This window comes from Rhodococcus sp. DN22 (genome assembly GCF_036669995.1).
GTDB classification, from domain to species: domain Bacteria; phylum Actinomycetota; class Actinomycetes; order Mycobacteriales; family Mycobacteriaceae; genus Rhodococcus_F; species Rhodococcus_F erythropolis.
The window spans coordinates 153,066-174,169 of record NZ_CP133327.1 but is presented as its reverse complement, the minus strand read 5'-3'; the positions used below and the strand labels follow the sequence as shown (position 1 = coordinate 174,169).

Below are 21,104 nucleotides of genomic sequence, written 5' to 3'. Positions count from 1 at the left end.
CATGCAGGCAGCGGACAGGCTCGGTTACGGCGGATTCGGTGTGCAACTGCCATCGCAACTGCACACCGAATCGATCAGGATGCGGCCCAGCCGTAGAACAGCCAGCCGGCCTGCTTAGTGCCGAGGAATCCGTCGCACGTCTTCCGTTGCAATGACACCGATGCTTTCGCGTTCACGTCCTTCGCGGTCAGCGTCGCTTTCACCAGCGGTTGACCATCTACACGGCGGGTGATCGAGATGACGTCCAGATCAACAGTTTCGGCCAACGAGGTGGCCCCGATCCCCTTCATCGCTTCCCTCGCAGCCGCCTGGGTTCGGTGGCCGAGCGCCCACGCTGGTAGCTGGTTCTGGTTCGAACTCACCACGAAGTGGCGAGTCTCCCGCTGTCCGGTGGTCGTGGTGATCTTCGCACGTCTCGTGACGTTGGTTTCCCGAGCTATCAGGAACCAATCCGCAACCTCGTCTTCCGACCGCCCCAGCTTCTTTCCCAGTGCGGAGCGCAGTGCATCGTGGTCTGAGTACACCGACCACGGCACCTGGAGGCTCACTGTTACCCGTCCGTCGTTTTCATACACCGGTTGTCGTTCTTCAAGAAGTGGAATCGCTTCGCATGCACTCCATTTGTCGAGTCCGTCCACGCGGTCGCTCGCTAGAGTGAATGCGGCGGCCAAGCTCATTGGGGGAACACGAACGGGATTCACTCCCCGGGTCGTGCTGATGGTGCCGTTGTAGCCGTTGTTTCCGTACTCGAGTACCGCCTCGGCACACAAATCTTCGTAGACCGCCTCAACGTCACTGTTCGTGTACACCACTTCATGGAAATCGTGACCGCCCATGCTTACTCCTGTTGCTCGCGTGGATATTTCGTCTCCACACTCACTCCAGCGGCCAAGCGGCGCGGCACCCCTGATCACCCCGGACAGCTCGCCGACGCGGCGTCTGTGCATGGACAGCGCTGGTTCCGGAGGCTGCGCGGACAACCTCTGGATCGGTACGCCTGCAATCCGCCCGTGTTCGCATCCGGACTCCGCCGCTCAGGCATCCGTCAGCGAGGAATGCACTCGTCAGAGAAGCATGCCCTCCAGGGGAGGTGTCAGGCCCGGGATCACCTCGGGATGAGCGTGACGAGCACTGATCAGATCTACGACTCGTTGGTCGAGGAGTAGGCCTGGATCCAGATGACGCTTTGCCCGCGTCAAGCCCACATACGCCAGCATCTGCTCATCTCTTAGATCGTCGAGGTCGAGAGGGAACGGAGCATCGTCCGGCTCGAGCTCCCATTCGTGGCTGATTCGCACTCGATCGAATTCCAGGCCCTTAGCTTTGTGACAGGTAGCCGAAACCAGTTCGGCCCTATCTGGTCTCACTGTCGATGCCATCGCTGCTCGCACCTCGTCGACGCCGTATGTGTCGACCAATTCGACCAGGGTTTTAAGTTCCCCCTCCCCTGGCGCGTTCTCTACGTAGTCCTGCAGATCTGCCCATGTCGTGAATGCGGCCAGATCCGCGTCTTTGGGTGATTGCCCGGCCTTCAGCAGTTCAGCGGATTCGCAGAACCGGGTAGCTGCGGCGGCGTCACCGATCAGTGCAGTCGTCTTCCCTGCCTGCTGGGCTGCGATCACTTCGGTCAGCGCAGCACCATTGGTCCGGCACAACACTGCATCGACAGGATCGGAGATCGAGATCAGCCGCGATTCCACGTTCTCGTTGCCGATGACCTGCAAGGTTGTGCCGAGTTTCCTGAGGTAGAAGTTCGCGGTGTCTGCGACCGCTGGCCCGAACCGCCATGACTTCGTCAGCGACAAATATGTGGCGCCGGCGACGTTCGACATACTGTTAATGGCGCCGGTGAAGCCGTAGATAGCTTGGTTCTCGTCACCCACACGTATCCGCTGCATATGAACTTGATCGCGAATAATGCTGTCGATCAACGGATTCGCATCCTGTGCTTCATCCAACATCAGGTAGTCACCTTGCCGACCCACGATGGGGTGGGTATCTGCCCACAGCTTCAACATGTGGGTCGGTGTGAATTTGATGGTCCAGTTGTGGGGGTCGCGAATCGCAGCCCACGCGCGGCGGGCAATCGGGAGAACATGGCCGACCAGTTCGTCCCGCTGCGCGCTGCCGACGTCGATTCCCCTCTGCTCGGGGACGTGCTGTGGTCCGATCTGTTCGTCCATTGTTTTGCAGAACTCGTCGACTGTTGCGAGCGCCAACCTTGTCACCGGATACTGCGCGAGTACCCGCGGGCCATCGCCGCCTGCAGAGAAGAAGATTTTGTGTGAATTGATCGCCTCCGCCATCTCTCGGAACTTCGATCGCCCGCCATCGAGCTTCGCCAGGAGTGGACCGTGCGCGGTGTTCCGCAAGTGACGGAGCGCGAACGCGTGTGCAGTCGATGTCTGCACTTGTTCAGGAAAGTGTGCTTTCGCTTCGGTAGCCACGGAACGGTTGAACGCGAGGTACAGACCGTGGCGTCCCGGATTTCTGGCTGCTTCGATCCGTGCGATCCCTTTCAGGGTTGACGTCTTTCCTGTGCCGGCGAGGGCGCAAATGACGAGGTCTGCGCCGGTGTCGAATCCGTCGAGGATTCGAGCTTGTTCCTCGGTGGGATCGAATCCGCCCATGGCAGACCTGACTGTGTGGGTGTCGAGAACCGGGTGCTCCGCCATCACGATGGGGCCGGTGATCGGTGCCGACTGTCTGGCGGCTTTCGGCGTGACTTCGCCCAGCGGGACGAGGTCACCTGCGTCGCATCGTTCGATCATCGCGGCCATCAAGAGGCCACATGCGTGCGCATCATCAGCTGCGCGATGGCTGTTCATTCCCGGCAGTTCGAGTAGATCCAGCAGCGTGGCGAGCTTGTGGTTCGGCGCGATCACCATCGCCCGGGCTGCCGCGAGTGTGCAGATACCTTGCCACTGCGGTCGAGGCAGTTCCAAGCGAGCGTATTCGGCTGTGAGGAAACGATTCTCGAACGAAAGGCTGTGCGCGACGACTCCGCTGCGTCCCACGAACTCGGCGAGGTCCGCGAACACCTCCTCCGATGAAGGAGCCGACCACACCATGTTCGGGGTGATTCCGTGTATCCGCTGCGCGTGGGGATTCAGCGGAACATCGTATCCAGGGTTGATCAACGATTCGAATCTGTCGATCACTTCTCCCCGGTGGTTCATCTTCACCGCGGCCACTTCGATAACCCGGCCGTCGTCCGAGACTCCGGTGGTCTCAACGTCGATCGCAACGAATGGCGTCCGCGTGAGGATTCCCGGCTTCCCAGTCTCCGTTTTGCGGACCATACGTTGCGTGATAATCAGATCGGTCATGGCGTCCCTTGCAGATGTGGTGATCTCCGATGGGGGACAACTTATTTGCAGCTACTGACATGTGCGTCACCGGCTCCCGGCAGGCTCCCACAGAACCGGACACGATCTTGTAGGAAGGCACTGCACGAAGGGGCAGCTAGGGCTCCAGGACAGCTCGACTGCGAATCTCCTAGACGCCTCGCTAGACCAGGATTTCTCCGCCCAGATGCTCCGGACCGGCCGGATCACACCACGATCGACCATTCCGCCAGTCGCATCACAAGTGTTGCAGCAATTCCCGTAGCGGTCAGAACTTCGAGCACCCCGGCCCAGTCCGTCCAGTCGCTGGGTAGTCGCCCGCGGATTGCGATGACGAGCACTGCAAGTGCCGATACCAACACCGCGGTAGCGACGCCGAATAGGGAGCTGCCGGCGTGCACACCAACTGCCATCCCAACTCCGACAGCAGCGAAGGCAATTAGCCCGACAGCCCGCCCGTACGGCCCCGTCTCGGAAGTGGCGGGCACTCCCGTGGCAGGTTCCACGCTGTCGCGCGCATTCTCCACAGTTCGATCTCCTTGCTGTCGCGTCTCTCTGGCCTTTTCAAACTGAGCGTCGCAATGGCCAGAGATCCGTGCGGCAACCTCCGAAGAGGGAAAGAGACAGCCGGCGGGTGTGGCAGGACGGATTGAGAACGCAAAACATGGCGGCGAGCTCGGGTTCAGTAGCACTACCTAGATCGAGGGCTCATGCGTCGATGCACCTTCGCATACAACGCAAGTGCAGTTTCCATGTATTCGTAAGCTGCGATGATGCGGGGGTCGTCGGGATCTTCGCCGTCAGCGATGAGCAGTGCGCGGTCGTCTTCGTTCATAGCCTGTTGGACGCATCCGGAGCCGTCCTGGTTCCCTCACGGCCTGCGGTAAAACCCTCCCGTGAGCTTCCCCGTACTCAGCGGTGATCGACAGGAAGGCTGATGGCGTCTTCGGTAACGCACAGGTCGAGAGTAACGGTGTTCTGATGGTTTCCACTGGTAGCAGCCACTTTTACCACGGCAATCCAGATCGAGGTCGTCGTGCGCAGCCAAGCGAACTGGGTGCCGGCCATGATTCCGTCGATATGGATGGCGGTGGCTTTCACATGTAGCGGTATCCGGTCAGCACGTGGCGTATGGCGGGCAAGACCGAGGGCAATGTCCATGTCCACGAGCACTTTCCGTGGTGGTGTGAGCCAATGGATGTTGGGGTGCTCCGGCCAGGCGTCGACCCATCCATGGGTGTCGATCACAGTGCCTCGAGCAGTCGAGTATCGCTGGCATTGTTCTTCGGGGCGCCATCGAGCGCCTTCCATGTCAGGTTGCCTGTTCCGTCGCGGACTTCCATACGCTGTGTGCGGCGTTGAAATCCCTTGCCGGCAGCCGCGACGTCGAACTGGACGGCGTTTATTCGACCACGCCCGCCTTCGACTCCTCCGTAGCCTGTGACAGTGGCTTCGATACGCAGGTCCACACCTGGCCAGTTCCCTTGCGTGACAAGAAGTACAGAACCTTTCGAGCGCGCACGGGCAACTACCGCGCGCGCCCTGGTCGGAGGAACCGCTGCGCCGGCCAGCCCGAGGACAACTAAATCCATCCCGTCGAGCAGGATCGCTGCCACGTCTATTGCCGCAGATCCCGGAGTAGGGATCAGAGCGCAGCGGGCGAGGTCGGCTCCCATTTCGGTGGCCGCGAGGAGTCCGAGCTTCGGCAGGCCGATGATCGCGGCGTGCTTACCGCTGCCGGTGACGGAGGCGAGCAGGCTGAGTAGCACCGACGACGCTCCGTCCACCGAGACGACAGAACCGCGTGCGAGTCCGCCCCTCGGGAGCAGGTCGGCGAGCGCCGGAGGAACCTCGAGGACACTCGTTGCGGATTCGGTGATCGTCTCGGGACGTGTCTCGAACCGCGCTTCGCTGTGTTCGGTGGGTACGGCCGGGGCAGCGGCCCCGTCGGTACGTGCGGGGATCGACGCCATACGTCGACGCAATGCCTCGATACGGTCACCGGGAGCCAGTGCCGCGAGAGTGCTCGGATCGGCGGTCATAGGTGCTGACCTCCTCCGTCATCGCCTTACCGCCCACACTCTAGTCGAACGTATATTCGAAATCCAGTGCAGCTACGTCGACGCTTACCCTCCGAGATGGGGCTCGAGTGTTTCGATCCGGCGCAGCAGGGAAGTCGTACAGGGCGGGAAGCGGCGAAGTACTGAAGGGGTATCTGCGCCCGCACCGCGCACAAGGGCCCACCAACCGGCTGTGTACTCGCCGGGGGGTGGGCCCCATTTTTCGCTCTGCATGACGGGCGGGAAGTTCGACCAACGCAGTCGGTTGATGCGGACTTCAGTGTTGGTCACCTATATGAGAGCGCGCAGACGATAGTCTGAACTACGTTGTGGCACTGCCGATCATCAGTCCTCATGGGCGGGATGAGCGCGGTGGCGGTCGTCGAGCATCTTCTGGCCAGTCCGCGAGCAGGCGGGCAAATGAACGATCCGTTCGCTCGGTCATCCGCGCGTACAGTTCCGTCAGGCCGACGCGTCCGGCCGCTGCCCTGATCCGACTGAAATCGTGATCGTTGACGAACTCACCGATCTCGTCAAATAATGCGAAGTCGAAGTCGAGGAAAACATTGGCACGGCGACGCAATTCTGCCAGCTCGTCTTCGGTGGCGAATTCGCTGATCTGATTCGACAGCGGCGAGGCCGAGTGGTCCATGACGACTCCTCTCGGCACGGGTTCGCCCGGTGAAAGCCCGAAATCGGCAAGCGTTTGCGTCATGGGTACGAATTCGTACGGCGGATCAGCGTGTGAGCTGTTTTTAGTCATGAGTGCGATGCTCCGATCATGAGAAGGCAATGCCCCAGGATGCTGATGCATTCGAATTGTCCACTTCCGCTTCATTTTCAGATCTTTTCGATCTTCGGCAGCTCGTCGTACGCATCGAGTTGCCCGGTGGCGATATCGACGACGTTGTCGAGGACCGGTTCGATGTTCTCGAGTGCGGTTCGGGCGGTGGTGAGTTTCCCGACCTGTTCACGGGTGCGGCGTGTACTGCATTCGCGTTCCTTCGTCAGGGCGGCTCGACGTGCGGGTTCGGAAAGTTCGCGGTCGAAACTGTCGACGCGCTCTGCGATGTCCGTCAGGCGTTGTGCGCCTTCCCTCAAATTTTCGGTGCATGCGAGGACGGCAGCTTCGGCCGCGTCGATTTGCCCCCGGAAGTCGGGTACCGACGCCCCGGCCGCCTCGTCGTACACGGCGCGCAGTTCCGCATCGAGGTGCACTCCGGCTTTGAACTGCTGCGCGAGGTTCCACAGGGCCGCGTCGACGTCGATACCGGTGAGCCACCCCTCCCGGACAGCTGCGGAGCGCCGGATCGTCTCTGCCGCATCGAGTGCGCGCCCGAGGGGCTCCGCCAGTCGTTTAGGCGCGTTGAGGATCTCTCCGGCGGTGACGATGTCGGCGCGTTCAGCCCTCTTCTTGGCTGCGCCGCCTAGTCCGTAACCAGCGAGGGAAAGGCCGAGCCCCCCGAAAACCCCCCACCCACCTGCCAGTACCAGCCATGGGGTGGGTTCGTTGTTCGTCTCCTCCACAGCGGGGAAGAGAAGTTCGATCGGGTTCGCACCAGCGGCCAGAAAACCGAGGGGGAGGGCGAGAATTCCGAGTATGGTCAGGACCGTCCCGATGACGAGCAGGGTCAGTCCGAGGGCATTGGCCACGTGGATCCATCGGTACCGACTGCCGGGACGAGCTATCACCACAGTCGCCGCGATCTCCCCAGCTGGGCGTGCCGCGAGTTCTTCGTGTTTCTTCGGTGATGTCATTTCCGCTGAGGTCTCCTTGTCGTCCTATATCGCGAGTCGCTCGATCTGAGCCACAATTTGTGGTGTCACCTGCGGATACAGCTCCTGTTCGAGGACCGCTGCCACTGCTGTCGTCGTCGCTGCTCCCTTCATCTGAGCTAGGTCCAGGTCGGTGGGTGTCTTACCAGGGTTCGATTGGCTCCATTGCTTGTTCAGCTGATGCTCCAGTGATTCGGTTGCGGTGTCAGTCAACCGCTGGAGTCATTCCGATTCCCTGCCCATCGCGAGGACTTCGTCGCTGGCGTTCGTGTCCATGGCGAGCCACTGACTCAGAACGCGCCATGTTTAGTCGAAGATCGTCTCGTCGATCTGGCCTTCGTAGAAGGTCTCGTCGTCCTCGGATTCTTCATTCAGCGGTGCCATCTCTGCTCCCCTCCACTGCCTCCGCGAAAACTCTCTCACGCAAGACGGTGTCATGCTGGGCTCCGCCCATTGCCGTTCTACTTTGCCCCCTCTTGATTGCGGTGGGTATCTCAGCGCGCTACTACGAGGCTCAAATGGGCAGTGAGCAGGTCATCAATACGGGTGGGAAGATCGACGTCCTCTCGCATGATGGGGGCGGCATTGACTATTCCGACGAATCCAGCGCACACGTTCCAAGCCAGGTGGTGCGCGTGTGCGGTGTCTCCGATAGTTCCGTCTGCGATGCCTTCGTCGACAACGTCACCGGCGGTATCGACCCACTGCCGATAAGCCTGATGCGCACCCTCGATTCCGGCTTCGAGGGTCAGTTTCATGCCGGCACGCAGTTGCAGATCACTCTCGACGCCGCGCGAGAGATCGAGGAACACCCTTCTTAGCTTCTCTGCAGGGGGTTCTGCGGCGGTGCAAGCGCCGGAGAATGCGGTCTCGACGGCACTCGACCAGCCGTGAACAAGCTGCTGGGCAATGGCCTCTTTGGATGGAAAGTGATAGAAGAGAGCACCTTTGGAGAGATCTTTGCTCGTGATCACGTCCTTGATGCTGGCAGCGCTGTATCCCCTCGCGTCAAAGATCGCGGCCGATGCGTCGAGAATCGCGTGCCGGGTGGTGAGCGCCCGCTGCTGCATGTGACGTGGGGAGCCACCGGAGGGTCGGTTGATGGTGGGCCGAATCGAATCGTTCATCGTGGCAGGTCCGTTCTTGTGACTGTTCGTCCCTGGTTTTAGCGCACTGTCAGGGGCACCTTGTGGGTAGAGGTTTACTCGTTCGTTCTCGTTGCTTGCTGCGGCGGTCGCATAGGAGGGCGATGGGCGTCGAGGACACGTTCCGCGTCGGTATCGCGCAGTACCGCCCCTGCTGTCATCGTCTTGACCTCCGGTTTCAAAGCTGTGTGTTCGGGCCCACTGTTGCTGCCAATGTTGCAGTGTGCGGCACCAGTGACTTGGCGAACAGCAACATAACAAGGCCATTTCGGTGGACAGTAACTGATTGCTTGCCCGATACAGGGCTGCGGTCAGCGGATGATCCGGACAGCAATCCCGCGACCACCAGGCTGGACTGAGCCGGCCAGTGCCCACCCGAAACATGTGGTGGGCACTGGGCGCTCTCAGAATTCGATAGACGCGGCCACGACTGTGTAGAACTCCTGACCGCCATTGTCGAAGTACCGGGAAAGCACTTCATCGATGTCCGCTGGGATCGGCCCATCACGCTCACCCCACCAACAGGCGGCGAACTCTGCTGCGGCGGCCTTCGCTGACTGCTCGTCAAAGTGCACAGTGACGTTCGACCCGTGCTTGTGCTCGATGACCAGCACATACAGTTCCGTGATCTGATGGGAATTCAAGTCGTCGTCTTCGACGAGTGGATCCGCGAATGCGGGCGCGTCGCAGTCCGCCGGGTAAAGCCGCCATGGCCCCTCCCCTGTCGGGTGGGGAAGCTCTGTGCTGTCCGATGATTCGTCGTCCCGCCACAGACCGAACACTGCCGACACTAGGCACGCGAGGTCTCCGTCGTCGTAGGCGGTATTTGTACCGGCGTCACGGGCGCGAAACAGGTGCAAGGCTTTCGCGCGGTCCGCTGCGGTGATCCTCGAGCATGTGTCGGTGACGGTATTCGATCCCATATCGATCGTCCTCTCAAACGTTCTGTCGGGGGAGAAACTCTGTATGCGAAAAATGGCAAGGGCCGGAGAGTTCCCAGGAGGGTCTCTCTCCGGCCCGGATGACGTTCGGATCAGCGCGCGAGCGCAATTCGCGCATCGCGGCGTTCCCGGCGGGAAGCCTTCGCCTTGAGCGCCTTACGTTCTCCTGCCTTCCAGTTTCGAGAACGGCGGGTCTTCGCGAATGCGTCGACCTCGTCGCCGCCCACAGTCTTACGCTTCATTTCGATCTCCTTCGCAGTCGGTGTGTTCTTCACCTACTGTCGTCGAAGCCATAACGCAGTGCGGCACAACAGGCCTTGTGAGCACGCGAAACATCCTGTCGCAACGGCAATCTGACCAGGACAGGATCGACACTGCAGAAATGACACGGCGGGGTATACCCCACCTCTCAATACCGTCCCGCTATGCCACAAGCCAGGGCCGATCGTTGATGACTGTGAGAATCACGACCCATCGGACAGGAGCTACGAAACGTGCGCCCGGCAACGATCGTTTCCCACCCTTGCCTGCTCTGTTCCTTCCGGGCGGGTCTCGAAGCTCGAGATTTCAAGCGATCACGCTGGTTCTGATGCGTGGTCACAGAGGGACTGAAATGCACGTTGATACCGGCGATTACAGCGCAGCCGTATTGCACAGCTCAGCAATACTAGAAAACAGCCTTTTAACTGCACTTATCCTGCTGTGCCGCACTCATTTTCGATGCCCCGGATTGTGAGTTCTGCTCGATGGCCTGCCGGTACACACACCACACCTGGCAGGTCTCCACCAGATCTCGGAGGCAAAATTCATGGGAAAAACTCGCGACATCGTCGCCGACGCTATAGCCGCGCTGGAACTGCAGCGCGACCTCGTCGACGGCTTTCCACTCACCGGCGACCAACGCTCCACATTGCAGGCATGGCCCGGGTGGGGTTCGCTGGCATCGGCATTCGCCCCGGAACCTTCCGGGAAGTGGCTTCATCTGGCCGACCAGCTCGATTCACTGCTCACCCCTCCCGCACGCGCTGCTGCTGCCGACGTTGTCGACACGGCCTATTACACGCCCCCAGAGGTGGGACAACGTCTTTGGCAGATCCTTACCGCTGCAGGTTTCACGGGCGGCCGGGTGCTTGATCTCGGCTGCGGACACGGCGCGCTCATTTCGGCTGCCCCGGACGGACTGCCTATCGACGTTACCGGCGTAGAAGTAGACCCCACGTCCGCGCGTATCGCTTCACTGCTGCACTCGCGTGCCACGATTCACACTGGCCGTTTGCAGTCACGATCGTTGCGCGACAACTACTTCGATGCAGTCGTGGCGAACGTCCCGTTCTCGTCCGTCAATGTTCACGACTCAGTGCACCGGATCAACTTGCCGTTGCACAGCTACTTTCTCATGCGCGCGGTCCGAGCGGTTCGCCCTGGCGGCTACGTCGTGGCAATTACCTCGCGGTTCGTGATGGACTCCGGCACCACCGGCAGTGAACTGGCTCGTCATGCCGACCTCGTAGCGGCAGTACGGCTGCCCTCGGGCACCTTCCCTGGAACCGATGTTGTGGCTGACGTGCTGGTATTGCAGGTCCGCGCGCCCGGCCAGAAGGCTTCGGGCTGGATTGACACGGTCAATTTCTCGCGGAATCCCGGTTACCGACTGGGAGCAACTGTCGATGAACGCGACGTCGTCGACACCCCGTTGGGTGAGGGCCAAAACGCTACAGCGGTACGCGTGAATCGGTATTGGGCATTGCATCCGCTTCATGTGGCAGGTGAGATGCGCGTAACCGGCAACCGATACAACGGTTTAGCGGTCGTCACTGACGCCCCCGGCCCAGCGGTAGATGCGGCGATCACCTCTGTCTGCAGCGCGCTACCTGCAATGACCGCTGCTCCTATCGCCGATGACGGGCTTTCGGATGTAATCCTGGTAGACGCGCAAGGTCGCAAAGAGCGTTCGTTTCACGTCGTAGACGGGCAGATCTTCACTGTGACCGATGGTGCTCTTGTCCAGGTACAACGGCCGGCGCGGGAGTTGTTCGATCTGATCTCGCTTCGAGATGCGGCCATTAACTTGATGGACCTCGAGTCCGATCCGGACTTGCCCGACGAAACGATCGCTCCCGCTCGCGCACATGCTCTGGACCTGTACAGGCTGTACGTCGCAGCGTGGGGCGCGTTGAATCGGTGCACTGTGCGTGAGGGGAAACCTGATCCGGAAACTGGAGTCCCCGCAGTGTCGGTGCGTCGTCCATCGATGGGCGGGTTCCGCCGCGACCCGGACTACCCGCTGGTCTTGGCGCTGGAAAAGTACGACCCCGACACTTCGACAGCTGAGCCGGCAGCAGTACTGCTAGGGCGGGTCAACAAGCGACCGGTGCGGGTTGAGCGTGTCGACACTGCGGCCGAAGCGCTGGCCGTCACTCTCGGTGAGGTAGGCCGCCTGGACTTGTCGCGAGTAGCTGAGTTGTTGGGGCTCTCGAGCCTGCAATCTGCAGCGGCGGCGCTCGGAGATCTGGTCTACTCGGATCCACAGAACGGCGGGCGATGGACCCCGGCACGCGACTATCTGTCGGGCAATGTTCGGAGCAAGTTAGACGCAGCACGGCGCGCTGCGAAGCTCGATCCCGCTTACCTCCGCAATGTGGCAGCCCTTGAGGAATCGATGCCCACGCAACTCGGAATGCATGACGTACGAGTGAGTTTGGGGGCTCCTTGGCTAACGGCGGACGATATCGGGGCGTTCCTCACCGAAGAACTCGGCACCACGTATACGGGGGCGATTCACCATTCGCCGTCAATCGCGTATTGGGAGTTGTCGTCGTCCCTTCGATGCTCGCCTGATGCGTCGGTCCTCTACGGCACCGAAGACATGTCCCCGATCGAACTTCTCCAATGCGGGCTCAACGGCAAACGCCCTGTCGTCTACATAGACCTTCTCGACGACGGGGTCTACCGACGCGTACGTAGCCCGCAGAGGACCGCTGCTGCGGCCGACCGACTGCAAGCCCTCCACGAACGATTTAGCGTGTGGATCTTCGAGGACGAAGCACGCCGCGAACGGGTTCTGGCGGCCTACAACTTGCGGTTCAGTTCCCATGTCACTCGTCGCCCCGACGGGTCACACCTGACTGTTCCTGGAATTTCTGCTGGGCTCACCCTGTGGCCTCATCAACTCGACGCAGTCGACATGGTGCTCTCCCGTCCCCGTGCACTGATTGCACACGCCGTCGGCGCCGGAAAGACCTTGGAGATGGTGTGCTCAGCGATCATGCTGCGACGCTTCGGTTTAGCGAACAAACCCTGCATTGCTGTCCCCAAAAATATCTTGGAGCAGATAGGCCGGGAGGCGCAGCAGGCCGCGCCGGCCGCGAGGCTTCTCATCGCTACAGAGGAAGATCTCGCGCGCGATTCTCGCCGGTTGTTCGCGGCACGCTGCGCTACCGGCGATTGGGATGCCGTGATCATGACCCACGAGGCGTTCTCCACGCTCGGGGTCGACCCGGAGTCCGAAGCGGAGTGGATCGAAACCCAGAAAGCCACCGTCCGCGAGCACATGAACAACGAACCCGAATTCGGTAGGGGCGCACGTCAAACGGCCAACGCCGTAAGGTCATTGGAAGAACAGCTCGACCGGCTCCGCTCGAATGTGACTGATCCCGATCAAATCACGCTCGAACAACTCGGAATCGACTACATCCTGATTGACGAGGCCGACAAGTTCATCCGGATACCGGTTGCCACCCGCGCCGACGGATTCTCGCTCGGCTCGTCCAAACGCGCTACTGACATGTTGCTCAAAGTGGAGACTTTGGCGGCCCGGTACCCGAATCGACCGGTGGCGTCGATGTTCACCGGAACCCCGTTTCGCAACACTCTCGCTGAAATCTACTGCTGGGCACGGTTTATGATTCCCGACCGTCTCGACCAGATCGGTTTGGCCCATTTCGACGCGTTCGCTCACACGTTCATCCGGTGGGAGACTCGAATCGAGGTTGCACCCGACGGGTCGGGCTTCCGGACTCATACCCGCCCGTCCACAATCCAGAACCTGCCCGAACTCCGCGGCCTGCTAAACGAGTTCGCCGACCTTCTTCCCACCGAAGCGCTCGGGCAGAAGCGCCCGGCCCGCAACGATCACACCGTTGTCGTCGATCCTGGCCCGCAGATCCTCGACTACGTTGCTGGGCTGGTGTGCCGGGCCGAGAACCTGCAGAACACCAACAGCCGAATCCGCGGCTCAGACAACATGCTCACCGTGTGCGGAGACGGCCGCAAGGTTGCTTTGGATCCCAATCTTGTAGGCATCGAGATCGCGTCACCGAAACTGCTCGCCGCCGCTGAGACCATCGCTGCGACCTACCGTCGAGGCCTCGACCGCACGTTCAACAACACCACTCCTGGTGTCCTGCAATTGGCGCTCTGCGACCTGGGCACCCCCAAACCAGACGATGCGTCCACCTATGGCAGGCTCCGGCAACTGGTGGTCGAACTCGGGGTCCCGGCCAACCGCGTGCGTTTCGCACACGAGGCTACGACACCGAAATCCCGGGAAGCTCTACACGCCGCCTGCCGTGACGGGTCAGTATCCGTGTTGCTCGGGTCGACGCCGAAAATCGGTATCGGAACGAACATTCAAACCCGTCTGTCTACCGTTCATCTGATCGCGCCGCCCTGGCGCCCGTCCGATGTCGAACAGGGCGAAGGTCGCGCGTTCCGGCCAGGGAACCTATGCGAGTCCGTAGACGTGTTCACCTACGTCACCGAACGCACCTTCGATGCCTACTCGTGGGAAGTGTTGCATCGTAAGTCTCGTGCCTTCGCACACTTGTACTCCACCGATTCGACGATCCGGGAGGTCGACGACATCGGAGATACAACATTGGCGTACGCCGAGATCAAAGCTGCGGCTTCGGGGAACGTATTGCTACTCGAAGAAGCCGAGATCAAATCTACGGTGCGTACGTTGCGCCTTCGGCGGGCGACGCATCTACAGAATGTGCGCCGCGCCGTCCAGCAAGCCGACCAGTGCGCAGCAGCGGCCGAACGTCTGCGGCGTCGTGTCACCGCGCTCGATGAACTGTACAAAGACCTCGACGACCGGCCAATCATGTTCGGCCGGTTGGTCGACGACATCGGGTACTTAATCACCCGACCACATCGAAGCGCATCTGTCGGCCCGCTGACTGTGGAAACGGAAACGTCCGAAGGCCAGATCATCGGCTTCACGATCCGGCATGACTACACGACACTGGCGGACGTCCCGGTCTCCCGATCTCAGCTCCGACGGGGCGCAGCCCGCATCGCACCAGCAGTAGCAGAGACGTTGCACCGTCTCACCGCCCCAGAGCGAACCGAATCCGCTCGGTTGCAACAGTCGATCGAACGGCTACGAGCGGAAGAGGACGCTGCTCGCAACGCTGCGACCTCGCTCCTGTTCCCTGACGAGCAGACGCTCGTCGCCGCCGAAGCCCGCCTAGCTGCGATCGGTGCGGAGATCGCCGACGCCCTCGACAGCGACCGCCAGCACAGTCAGGCGGCCTGACCGACGCGGGGCAGGTGTGGACCCCTTCGCCTTGCCGCACCTGCCCCGAATCCCACACCAGCGAACCGGCCCTCACAGATCAGGTGTGGGGGCCGGTTCGCTGGTGCCGGCGGCAGCAAATGGGTCTGCTGCACGATCAGGTGACAGGTTGAGTCACGCAGCCTGAGTGGCTGGTGTGGTCATGATGGTCTCGTATTCTATGGGGGTCAATCGGCCGAGCCCGACTTGGCGGCGTCGGCGGTGGTAGGTCCTTTCGATCCAGGTGACGATCGCGATCCTGAGATCGTCACGGGTGCGCCAGGGGCGGCGGTCCAGGACGTTCTTTTGCAGTAGAGAGAAGAAGCTCTCCATGGCGGCATTGTCGCCGGCCGCAGCGACGCGGCCCATCGAGCCGACCATGTGATGGCGGCTCAGAGCACGGACGAATTTTTTTGATTGAAATTGCGATCCTCTGATGCTCTCCTGAGAGTCAAGCTGCTTTTCGATGGTGTCGGGTGTTCGGGGTGATTGTCTGCGGTCCAGGGTTGAGGAGGTAGTAGACCTCGCGAGCCAGGTAGCGCTTCAGGCACCGGATAGTTTCCAGTTTCGAGTGGCCTTCGCTGGTTTTCTTCTCTACGTAGGCCTGGGTTTTCGGGTCGAGTCGAATGCGGCCGATGACGGCCAGATGCAAGGCTCGGTTGGCTTGGCGGTCACCGCCGCGATTGAGGCGGTGGCGTTGGGTCATGCCAGAAGATGCGGGTAGCGGTGCAACACCGCATAGCATCGCGAACGCGGCTTCGGATTTCATTCGATCGGAATTATCGCCGGCGGTGACAAGCATTTGTCCGGCGACTTCGATACCGATTCCGACGCGCTCGAGTAGTTGAGGTGCGAGGGCTTTCACGATTGGGTTGATCAGTTCGTCGAGATCGGCGATCTCGTCGGTTAATTCGAGATAGCGGCGAGCCAGGGACTTCATCGACACCCGGTAGGCGGTCACGGGATCAGTAGCGTTCGCGACATCCGGTCGCCAGGCGGCGAGGAGGCGGATCAGTTGCATCCGCGTCAGATCGCGGACCTGAGCGCGCAGCTCGTCGGGAGCGGAGATGATCGTCATCCGCAGCAGTTGCAGCGCACTGCGCCGCTCTCGTACCGAATGGGCTCGGGTCACCCTCAACACCCGAAGTGACTCGACGGCACCGTCTTTCGATTTCGGGGTGGTGGTGCGCCGGTTGGTCTTGGCTGCGCGGGCCGCGTTGATGGCGTCGAGGTCGTCGTCTTTGCCCTTACGGCGACGGTCCGAGCGATCGGGGCGGTCCACCTCGAGTACCGTCACGCCGGCTTTCGCGAGGTGGCGGGTCAGCCCAGCTCCGTAGGAGCCAGTGCCCTCAATACCGATCCGGATCAGATTGCCGTACTCGCCGATCCAGGTCAGCATGGTTCGATACCCGTTTCGGGTGGTCGGAAAACTGCGAGTTCCGAGGACGTTGTCGTCGGTATCGATCACCGCGGCGACGTGCAGTTCTTTGTGGGTATCGACTCCGGCGAACACTCGCCGGTCTTGATCGAGATCGGCTTTGTCAGGCATCCTTGTCATGTCGCTTTCCTCTCCGTTGACCGATGAGCAAGGCGGCGCCGCGCATCGACCGAACCGGCGGACAAGACAGTGATGAGCACCTGGTGGTGCAGGCTCTCCTCAGGTCACCCCGACGGTGAGGCGTAGCGCCTCACCGGGGGTTCCCAGGAACCGACAAATCCAAGGAAAGACACACGATCGTCGATCGGAGTGAGGGTCAGGAACACTGGGAACTCCCGGCACCAGCATTCTCTCGTCTCCATGCGGTAACGGTCAGGAAATCCGAAAACACCGGCACGAACAGTCTCACTGTCGGTGTGGACCACGCAGCCTGCGACGAAATCTCGGCGGGCGACGGCGTTGTCGAGCGCATCGACCGCGAGCCGGGACTTCATCCGATCGCTGATGGAGTAGCCAACGATCCGGTTGGAGAATACGTCTTTGAACGCGCACAGGTAGAGCTTGCCTTCGCTCGTCCAATGCTCTGTGATGTCGCCCAGCCACAGCTGATTCGCAGCATCGGCGGTGAAGTTGCGTTGGACGTGGTCGTCGTGGACCGCAGGCCCCGGGCGCTTGGCTTTTCCGCGTTTCTTGCCGAACACACTCCACCAGCCGTTGTTCGAGCAGATCCGCCACGCTGTGCGCTCGGCCATCACCTGGCCGGCGTCGCGAGCCTCGTAGAACAGGAACCGGTAGCCGAACTCCGGGTCGTCCTTATGGGCCCTGAACAGAGCGTTCGCCCGGTAGGCCTCCGCGAGGTCGGCATCGGTCACCGGGTCAGCCAGCCACCGGTAGTAGGGCTGGCGAGCGATCTCGAGTACCCGGCACGTCACCGTGACGGGAATGCCGTCCTCGGCCAGCTCACGAACGAGCGGGTACATCATTTTCCCGGCAGGTTCGCCTGGGAAAGATAGGCGGCAGCACGGCGCAAGACTTCGTTCTCCTGCTCGAGCAACCGGATTCGCTTGCGCAGTTCCCGGTTCTCGACCACGTCCTCACCGGTAGTTCCTGATTTGATTCCGTCCTCGATATCGGCCACTTTCAGCCAACCCGTCAGGCAGGATTCACTGATCCCGAAGTCGGCGGCGATCTGCTTCAACAGCATTCCGGGCTCGCGACTGCGGGCAACCCGAACAACGTCCTCACGGAACTCTCGGGGATAGGGCTTCGGCATGGTGCACATCCTTCCAGCGGCACCTCTCGGCACCACAGATCAGATGTCACCTATCCGTGCAGCAGACCCAAGAGCCTGACAGGTCCACAGACAACTTCCCCACAGCGCGGCCGGACAGCCACGACCACAAATGACCCTGGCGACTTACGAGAAACCTCTCGTAAGTCGCCAGCGGTATCTGCCTCTCAGGCGGCGTACACAACACGTCCAGACTCTCGGCCAACCAAGCCGCCGTCCAGAACCCACCGGACGAACAGCGGCTCGCTCGAATCGAAGTTGGCGTACTCCACCTCGCCGGTCACCCCCAACTCCGCGACAACAGAGAGCGCCGTTTCGGCCGCTACGGCGTCCCAGGGATGACCAGCATCGCGCAGCGCACCTCCACCGCCGAACCGGATGTGCAACGTCGACACCGTGCCGTCTACCCGAAAGTGCTCGCACTGCTCTGCCAGGGCGCTCGTACGGAACAATCCAGCCAACATGCCAGCGAGCCGCGCATCAGGACTGACGTCAGAGAACTCACCCCGTGTCTCCGCACCACATGACGCCAGCGAAGCAATCGTTGCCGCCACTGTTGCATCCAACCCACCATCGTCGTCACTTCGATCAGCGACGACGAATGCTCCACGGAAGCAACGACTTTGTCCTTCACCCATTGTGTCCCTCGATTCTGTCTGCGAAATCCGATACGCCAATGGTCACCAGGGACGACTGCGGGTGCGGCACGCCGACCTCATTCTCCGCTCGAACCGAGAGCCCGGACAGGACACACACCCAACGGATCCGATTTCCAACACGCGCTGGCCCACCGAGACCCCGTAGCTCTCTACCCGGTCACCGCACTGACGCGCACCCACCACCGCTCTCGCGCTTCGGGTCCAGTTCACGGACAGCGTCCGCCCGGTGCGCGATGCCTTCATCACTTTGCATGCACCGTGCCGACGAGGCTGACAGCTCGCTCCACACGACCCTGCCCTCATCGGCGACAGTTCCTGTTTGTCGCGCTGAGTGTCTGCGTGGCGAGGCAGACTGCTCGCTATGCCAACCCCGCATCCCACGGCGCCGCACGATGCAGCCGATACCATCACCGCGCTCAGTAGCTCTAGTCGCGCGCTCGAGGACCTATCCATGGTGCCCGCGGCACCGGGCCTTTACGCGTGGTGGGCGGCGCCGGAGGTGTTCTCTCAGTTCCCGGGGCCCACACACCCGACCAACGCCGGGATACGGCTGCTCTACATCGGTCTCGCCACGAACCTGCGCCGGCGGATTATCAGTAATCATCTGCGCCGCAGCGGATCATCCACCCTCCGCCGCACCCTCGCCGGGTTGCTCCTCGATACCGAGCACTACCGGACCCGACGCACTGATCGCGTCGTCCTCGTCGACGAGGACGAGATTCGACTGACTGCCTGGATGCACACCCATCTACGATTGACCTGGTGCCAGCACCCCTCACCGGCCGCGGTCGAAGCCACCGTGATTGAGCAGTGGTCACCACCGCTCAATGTTGCTCATGCCAGCGGACCTGCCCGTGCCGTGATAGAGGCCGCACGCGCGGCCTACTCCGCCAGTGTCTGACTCGCCCGGACACGACAATGCGCCCAGCCCGCTATCGAATGTGGACAGATCGCCTTCCGCCTCAACAGGCCGCATCGGCCTCCCTGCCACCGTCGAGGGGTGCAACCTGAGCAGTTCCCATCACCGAAAAATTTTGATCTCTTCGAGACAGCTCCATTCCTCCCACACACACTGCATTTCAGGTGTTCGAGGGGTGCGGTCATGACGGAGTCAGAGCCCGTCGGTCAGGCTGAGTCCTGTGCTGAGTAACGGATTGTTGATGACATTCGTGCGCAAGTACTCGATCTGCGCGGTTAGGTTGGCGCGCAGCGCCGTGAGTTCATCGGACATTCGCGTGGTCTCGGAAGTAGCCATCTCATTTAGCGTGATCTGGGTGTATGCCTCCTGGAGGCCTGCCTCCTGCTGCTCGAGCTGATCAAGTGCCTGCATCTGTTTGATCAGTCGATCCAACGGGGCGAGCTCGTTACGGTATGCGAGCAGTGCGGCGACTCTGCGCACCAAACTCGCTCGCATTTCACTGATCAACCCAGCATTGCGCTTGACCGCCTGCAGAAGACGTTCCGCGTCGGGTCCATCTCCACCGAGGATGTCCCGGTCTACAGCGTTCGCACGCATTTGCTTGCCGAGTATCGCAGCGCTGCTAACGATTTCGTACAGTTCTCGATCTAGGTCAAGCCGAATTCGGTGCTCGTCGAGAAGTCTCGATTTCCATGCTGCACTCTTGCCGATGTCAGCAATGACATGATCCGCAAGGTACGCAATCTTCTGCGCGTCCCCGCAGTCCTCTCCGTTACCGACTGCTTCGAATCCTGTTCGCCTGTGGGCCTTGCGAAGCTGCGCACGCTCTTCGCGTGTCACACGGAGCGGCTGCCGTACTGCACGTACAGCAGCCACACCCCCCACCAGCGCGAATCCAGCTGGAATGGCGAACGGAATCGCCAGCCCATAGATGTTCGAATCCTCAGTGGTGGCGAGCACTCCGATTACTGCCAGCCCAAGAAGCACAAAAGCAATCGCGGCCATCCCCAACATGACGAATGCAGTTTCCTGACCGGAGCCCGGAGGCAAGTCGTAGTAGCCATCGAGCCCGGCCTGTCGGCGTGCGTCTCGCTTTCGTGCGAGCTCCGGTGTGATCGAGTTCGAGTCGAACTGTTCCAGCTCCGCAAGTCGCATATTGGCTGCCGGGTCGTATTCAGTGATGTCAGTGAGAAGATCCTCGACCTCGGCCGGGGAAACCACAGCGTCGTTCACCGCGCCGGCCGGGAGGAAACGCGGTGACGGGTCGTTCGATGGTGTCGTGCTCATCAAGAACATCTCCATTCTGCTGTGTAGTGATGAATCCTAGTGTTCAGTGCCGACGGGGCAGCTACGCATTGGTGTCAGGCGGACACTGGGAGGCTGGCCGAATCATGTTGAAAGACAGTGTGAGCGATCCTGCATCGCCACCCGTCCCGCACCAGTTGCATCGGCATTACGCAGCACTCGGGGACCATGGCAGCCGGAATGTGGGGCGACGTCGGCGCCGGCCGATGTCGGTGCTCCCAAGGCAGCACACCGAGTCCCGAAGGAAAACGTGCTGAAAGATCGGAGTACAGCGCGATTCGGTCATGCTTGAGCAGGTAGACGAGCAGCTCGCTGATTGTCGTCACCCCTGGAATCGGGGACGTCCCCCCGACGCTGCGGCCATCGGTGTCCAGCCACACGAAGTCCGTACCGGAGAGGTTCCAATGTCGAACCATATCCATCCCACAGTCCTCACACGCTGTCGTCATCGCTGCCGCCAGCATTGGGAGCGGGAAGTTGGGTGAGCAGGGGGTCGACGTCATTTCAGCTGCCTCTCGATGATGGGAATCGAACTCAGCCAACGATGAGCGAGACCCGTTTCAGGCGCGGCACACTCGATCACCGATCCGGACTATCTCAGCCCAACCCACGTCGCGACAATCCGGACAGCCCTCGTTTCCCAGACTGAGGTGGAACCCCCGAAAG

20 protein-coding genes and 1 pseudogene are annotated in these 21,104 nt (G+C 61.2%); 2 read left to right on the top strand and 19 right to left on the bottom strand.

Going from position 1 to position 21,104, the window contains the following annotated elements:
- Positions 1-74 precede the first annotated feature (74 nt).
- From RA302_RS30880 to RA302_RS30820, 13 genes are all read right to left on the bottom strand, one after another.
- Positions 75-836: a hypothetical protein gene (locus tag RA302_RS30880; protein WP_047269123.1), complete on the bottom strand. Its 762-nt coding sequence runs from the start codon at positions 834-836 to the stop codon at positions 75-77.
- Positions 837-1,064: 228 nt separating this feature from the next.
- On the bottom strand, positions 1,065-3,329 hold the full coding sequence (locus tag RA302_RS30875; protein WP_075835692.1) for an exonuclease domain-containing protein: 2,265 nt from the start codon (positions 3,327-3,329) through the stop codon (positions 1,065-1,067).
- A 224-nt stretch (positions 3,330-3,553) separates the two neighbouring features.
- Entirely contained in the window at positions 3,554-3,874 is a 321-nt protein-coding gene (locus tag RA302_RS30870) for a hypothetical protein (protein ID WP_075835691.1), read from the bottom strand.
- Between the two features lie 164 nt (positions 3,875-4,038).
- Positions 4,039-4,182, bottom strand: a complete 144-nt coding sequence (locus RA302_RS30865; RefSeq protein WP_156519186.1) for a hypothetical protein — start codon at positions 4,180-4,182, stop codon at positions 4,039-4,041.
- 77 nt (positions 4,183-4,259) lie between these two features.
- On the bottom strand, positions 4,260-4,595 hold the full coding sequence (locus RA302_RS30860) for a hypothetical protein (RefSeq protein ID WP_058228517.1): 336 nt from the start codon (positions 4,593-4,595) through the stop codon (positions 4,260-4,262).
- The gene (locus RA302_RS30855; RefSeq protein WP_058228516.1) at positions 4,592-5,389 is read right to left on the bottom strand and encodes a hypothetical protein; all 798 of its coding nucleotides are present in this window, start codon (positions 5,387-5,389) and stop codon (positions 4,592-4,594) included. The genes RA302_RS30860 and RA302_RS30855 overlap by 4 nt, the downstream gene beginning before the upstream one ends.
- Before the next feature lie 370 nt (positions 5,390-5,759).
- On the bottom strand, positions 5,760-6,170 hold the full coding sequence (locus RA302_RS30850; RefSeq protein ID WP_143542520.1) for a hypothetical protein: 411 nt from the start codon (positions 6,168-6,170) through the stop codon (positions 5,760-5,762).
- A 77-nt stretch (positions 6,171-6,247) separates the two neighbouring features.
- Complete coding sequence (locus RA302_RS30845) at positions 6,248-7,165, bottom strand: hypothetical protein (protein ID WP_058228514.1); 918 nt, start codon at positions 7,163-7,165, stop codon at positions 6,248-6,250.
- 24 nt (positions 7,166-7,189) lie between these two features.
- The gene (locus RA302_RS30840; RefSeq protein WP_075835687.1) at positions 7,190-7,396 is read right to left on the bottom strand and encodes a hypothetical protein; all 207 of its coding nucleotides are present in this window, start codon (positions 7,394-7,396) and stop codon (positions 7,190-7,192) included.
- 93 nt (positions 7,397-7,489) lie between these two features.
- Positions 7,490-7,621, bottom strand: a complete 132-nt coding sequence (locus RA302_RS30835; protein ID WP_263284125.1) for a hypothetical protein — start codon at positions 7,619-7,621, stop codon at positions 7,490-7,492.
- A gap of 56 nt (positions 7,622-7,677) precedes the next feature.
- Entirely contained in the window at positions 7,678-8,310 is a 633-nt protein-coding gene (locus tag RA302_RS30830; RefSeq protein WP_167349925.1) for a TetR/AcrR family transcriptional regulator, read from the bottom strand.
- Positions 8,311-8,732: 422 nt separating this feature from the next.
- Positions 8,733-9,251, bottom strand: coding sequence for a hypothetical protein (locus RA302_RS30825; RefSeq protein ID WP_075835684.1), 519 nt, complete (start codon positions 9,249-9,251; stop codon positions 8,733-8,735).
- A gap of 110 nt (positions 9,252-9,361) precedes the next feature.
- Positions 9,362-9,511: a hypothetical protein gene (locus RA302_RS30820; protein ID WP_155419141.1), complete on the bottom strand. Its 150-nt coding sequence runs from the start codon at positions 9,509-9,511 to the stop codon at positions 9,362-9,364.
- Between the two features lie 566 nt (positions 9,512-10,077).
- Here RA302_RS30820 and RA302_RS30815 point away from each other — a divergent pair.
- On the top strand, positions 10,078-14,808 hold the full coding sequence (locus RA302_RS30815; RefSeq protein ID WP_075835683.1) for a methyltransferase domain-containing protein: 4,731 nt from the start codon (positions 10,078-10,080) through the stop codon (positions 14,806-14,808).
- A 153-nt stretch (positions 14,809-14,961) separates the two neighbouring features.
- Here RA302_RS30815 and RA302_RS30810 read toward each other — a convergent pair.
- The 5 genes and pseudogenes from RA302_RS30810 to RA302_RS30790 form a co-directional block, all read right to left on the bottom strand.
- Positions 14,962-15,261: pseudogene (locus tag RA302_RS30810) on the bottom strand (integrase core domain-containing protein); the annotation flags it as partial.
- A gap of 16 nt (positions 15,262-15,277) precedes the next feature.
- On the bottom strand, positions 15,278-16,384 hold the full coding sequence (locus RA302_RS30805; protein WP_003945393.1) for an IS110 family transposase: 1,107 nt from the start codon (positions 16,382-16,384) through the stop codon (positions 15,278-15,280).
- A 104-nt stretch (positions 16,385-16,488) separates the two neighbouring features.
- Positions 16,489-17,247: a DDE-type integrase/transposase/recombinase gene (locus RA302_RS30800; protein ID WP_083954765.1), complete on the bottom strand. Its 759-nt coding sequence runs from the start codon at positions 17,245-17,247 to the stop codon at positions 16,489-16,491.
- Complete coding sequence (locus RA302_RS30795; protein ID WP_003945099.1) at positions 17,244-17,537, bottom strand: transposase; 294 nt, start codon at positions 17,535-17,537, stop codon at positions 17,244-17,246. Before RA302_RS30795 ends, RA302_RS30800 begins: the two co-directional genes overlap by 4 nt.
- A gap of 185 nt (positions 17,538-17,722) precedes the next feature.
- Positions 17,723-18,193 (bottom strand): hypothetical protein, encoded by a 471-nt coding sequence (locus tag RA302_RS30790; RefSeq protein ID WP_064112278.1) that lies wholly within the window; start codon positions 18,191-18,193, stop codon positions 17,723-17,725.
- Between the two features lie 382 nt (positions 18,194-18,575).
- Here RA302_RS30790 and RA302_RS30785 point away from each other — a divergent pair, with 382 nt between their 5' ends.
- Positions 18,576-19,115 (top strand): GIY-YIG nuclease family protein, encoded by a 540-nt coding sequence (locus RA302_RS30785; protein WP_064112277.1) that lies wholly within the window; start codon positions 18,576-18,578, stop codon positions 19,113-19,115.
- 210 nt (positions 19,116-19,325) lie between these two features.
- Here RA302_RS30785 and RA302_RS30780 read toward each other — a convergent pair whose 3' ends face one another.
- Positions 19,326-20,420, bottom strand: coding sequence for a hypothetical protein (locus RA302_RS30780; RefSeq protein WP_143542519.1), 1,095 nt, complete (start codon positions 20,418-20,420; stop codon positions 19,326-19,328).
- Positions 20,421-21,104: the final 684 nt, after the last annotated feature.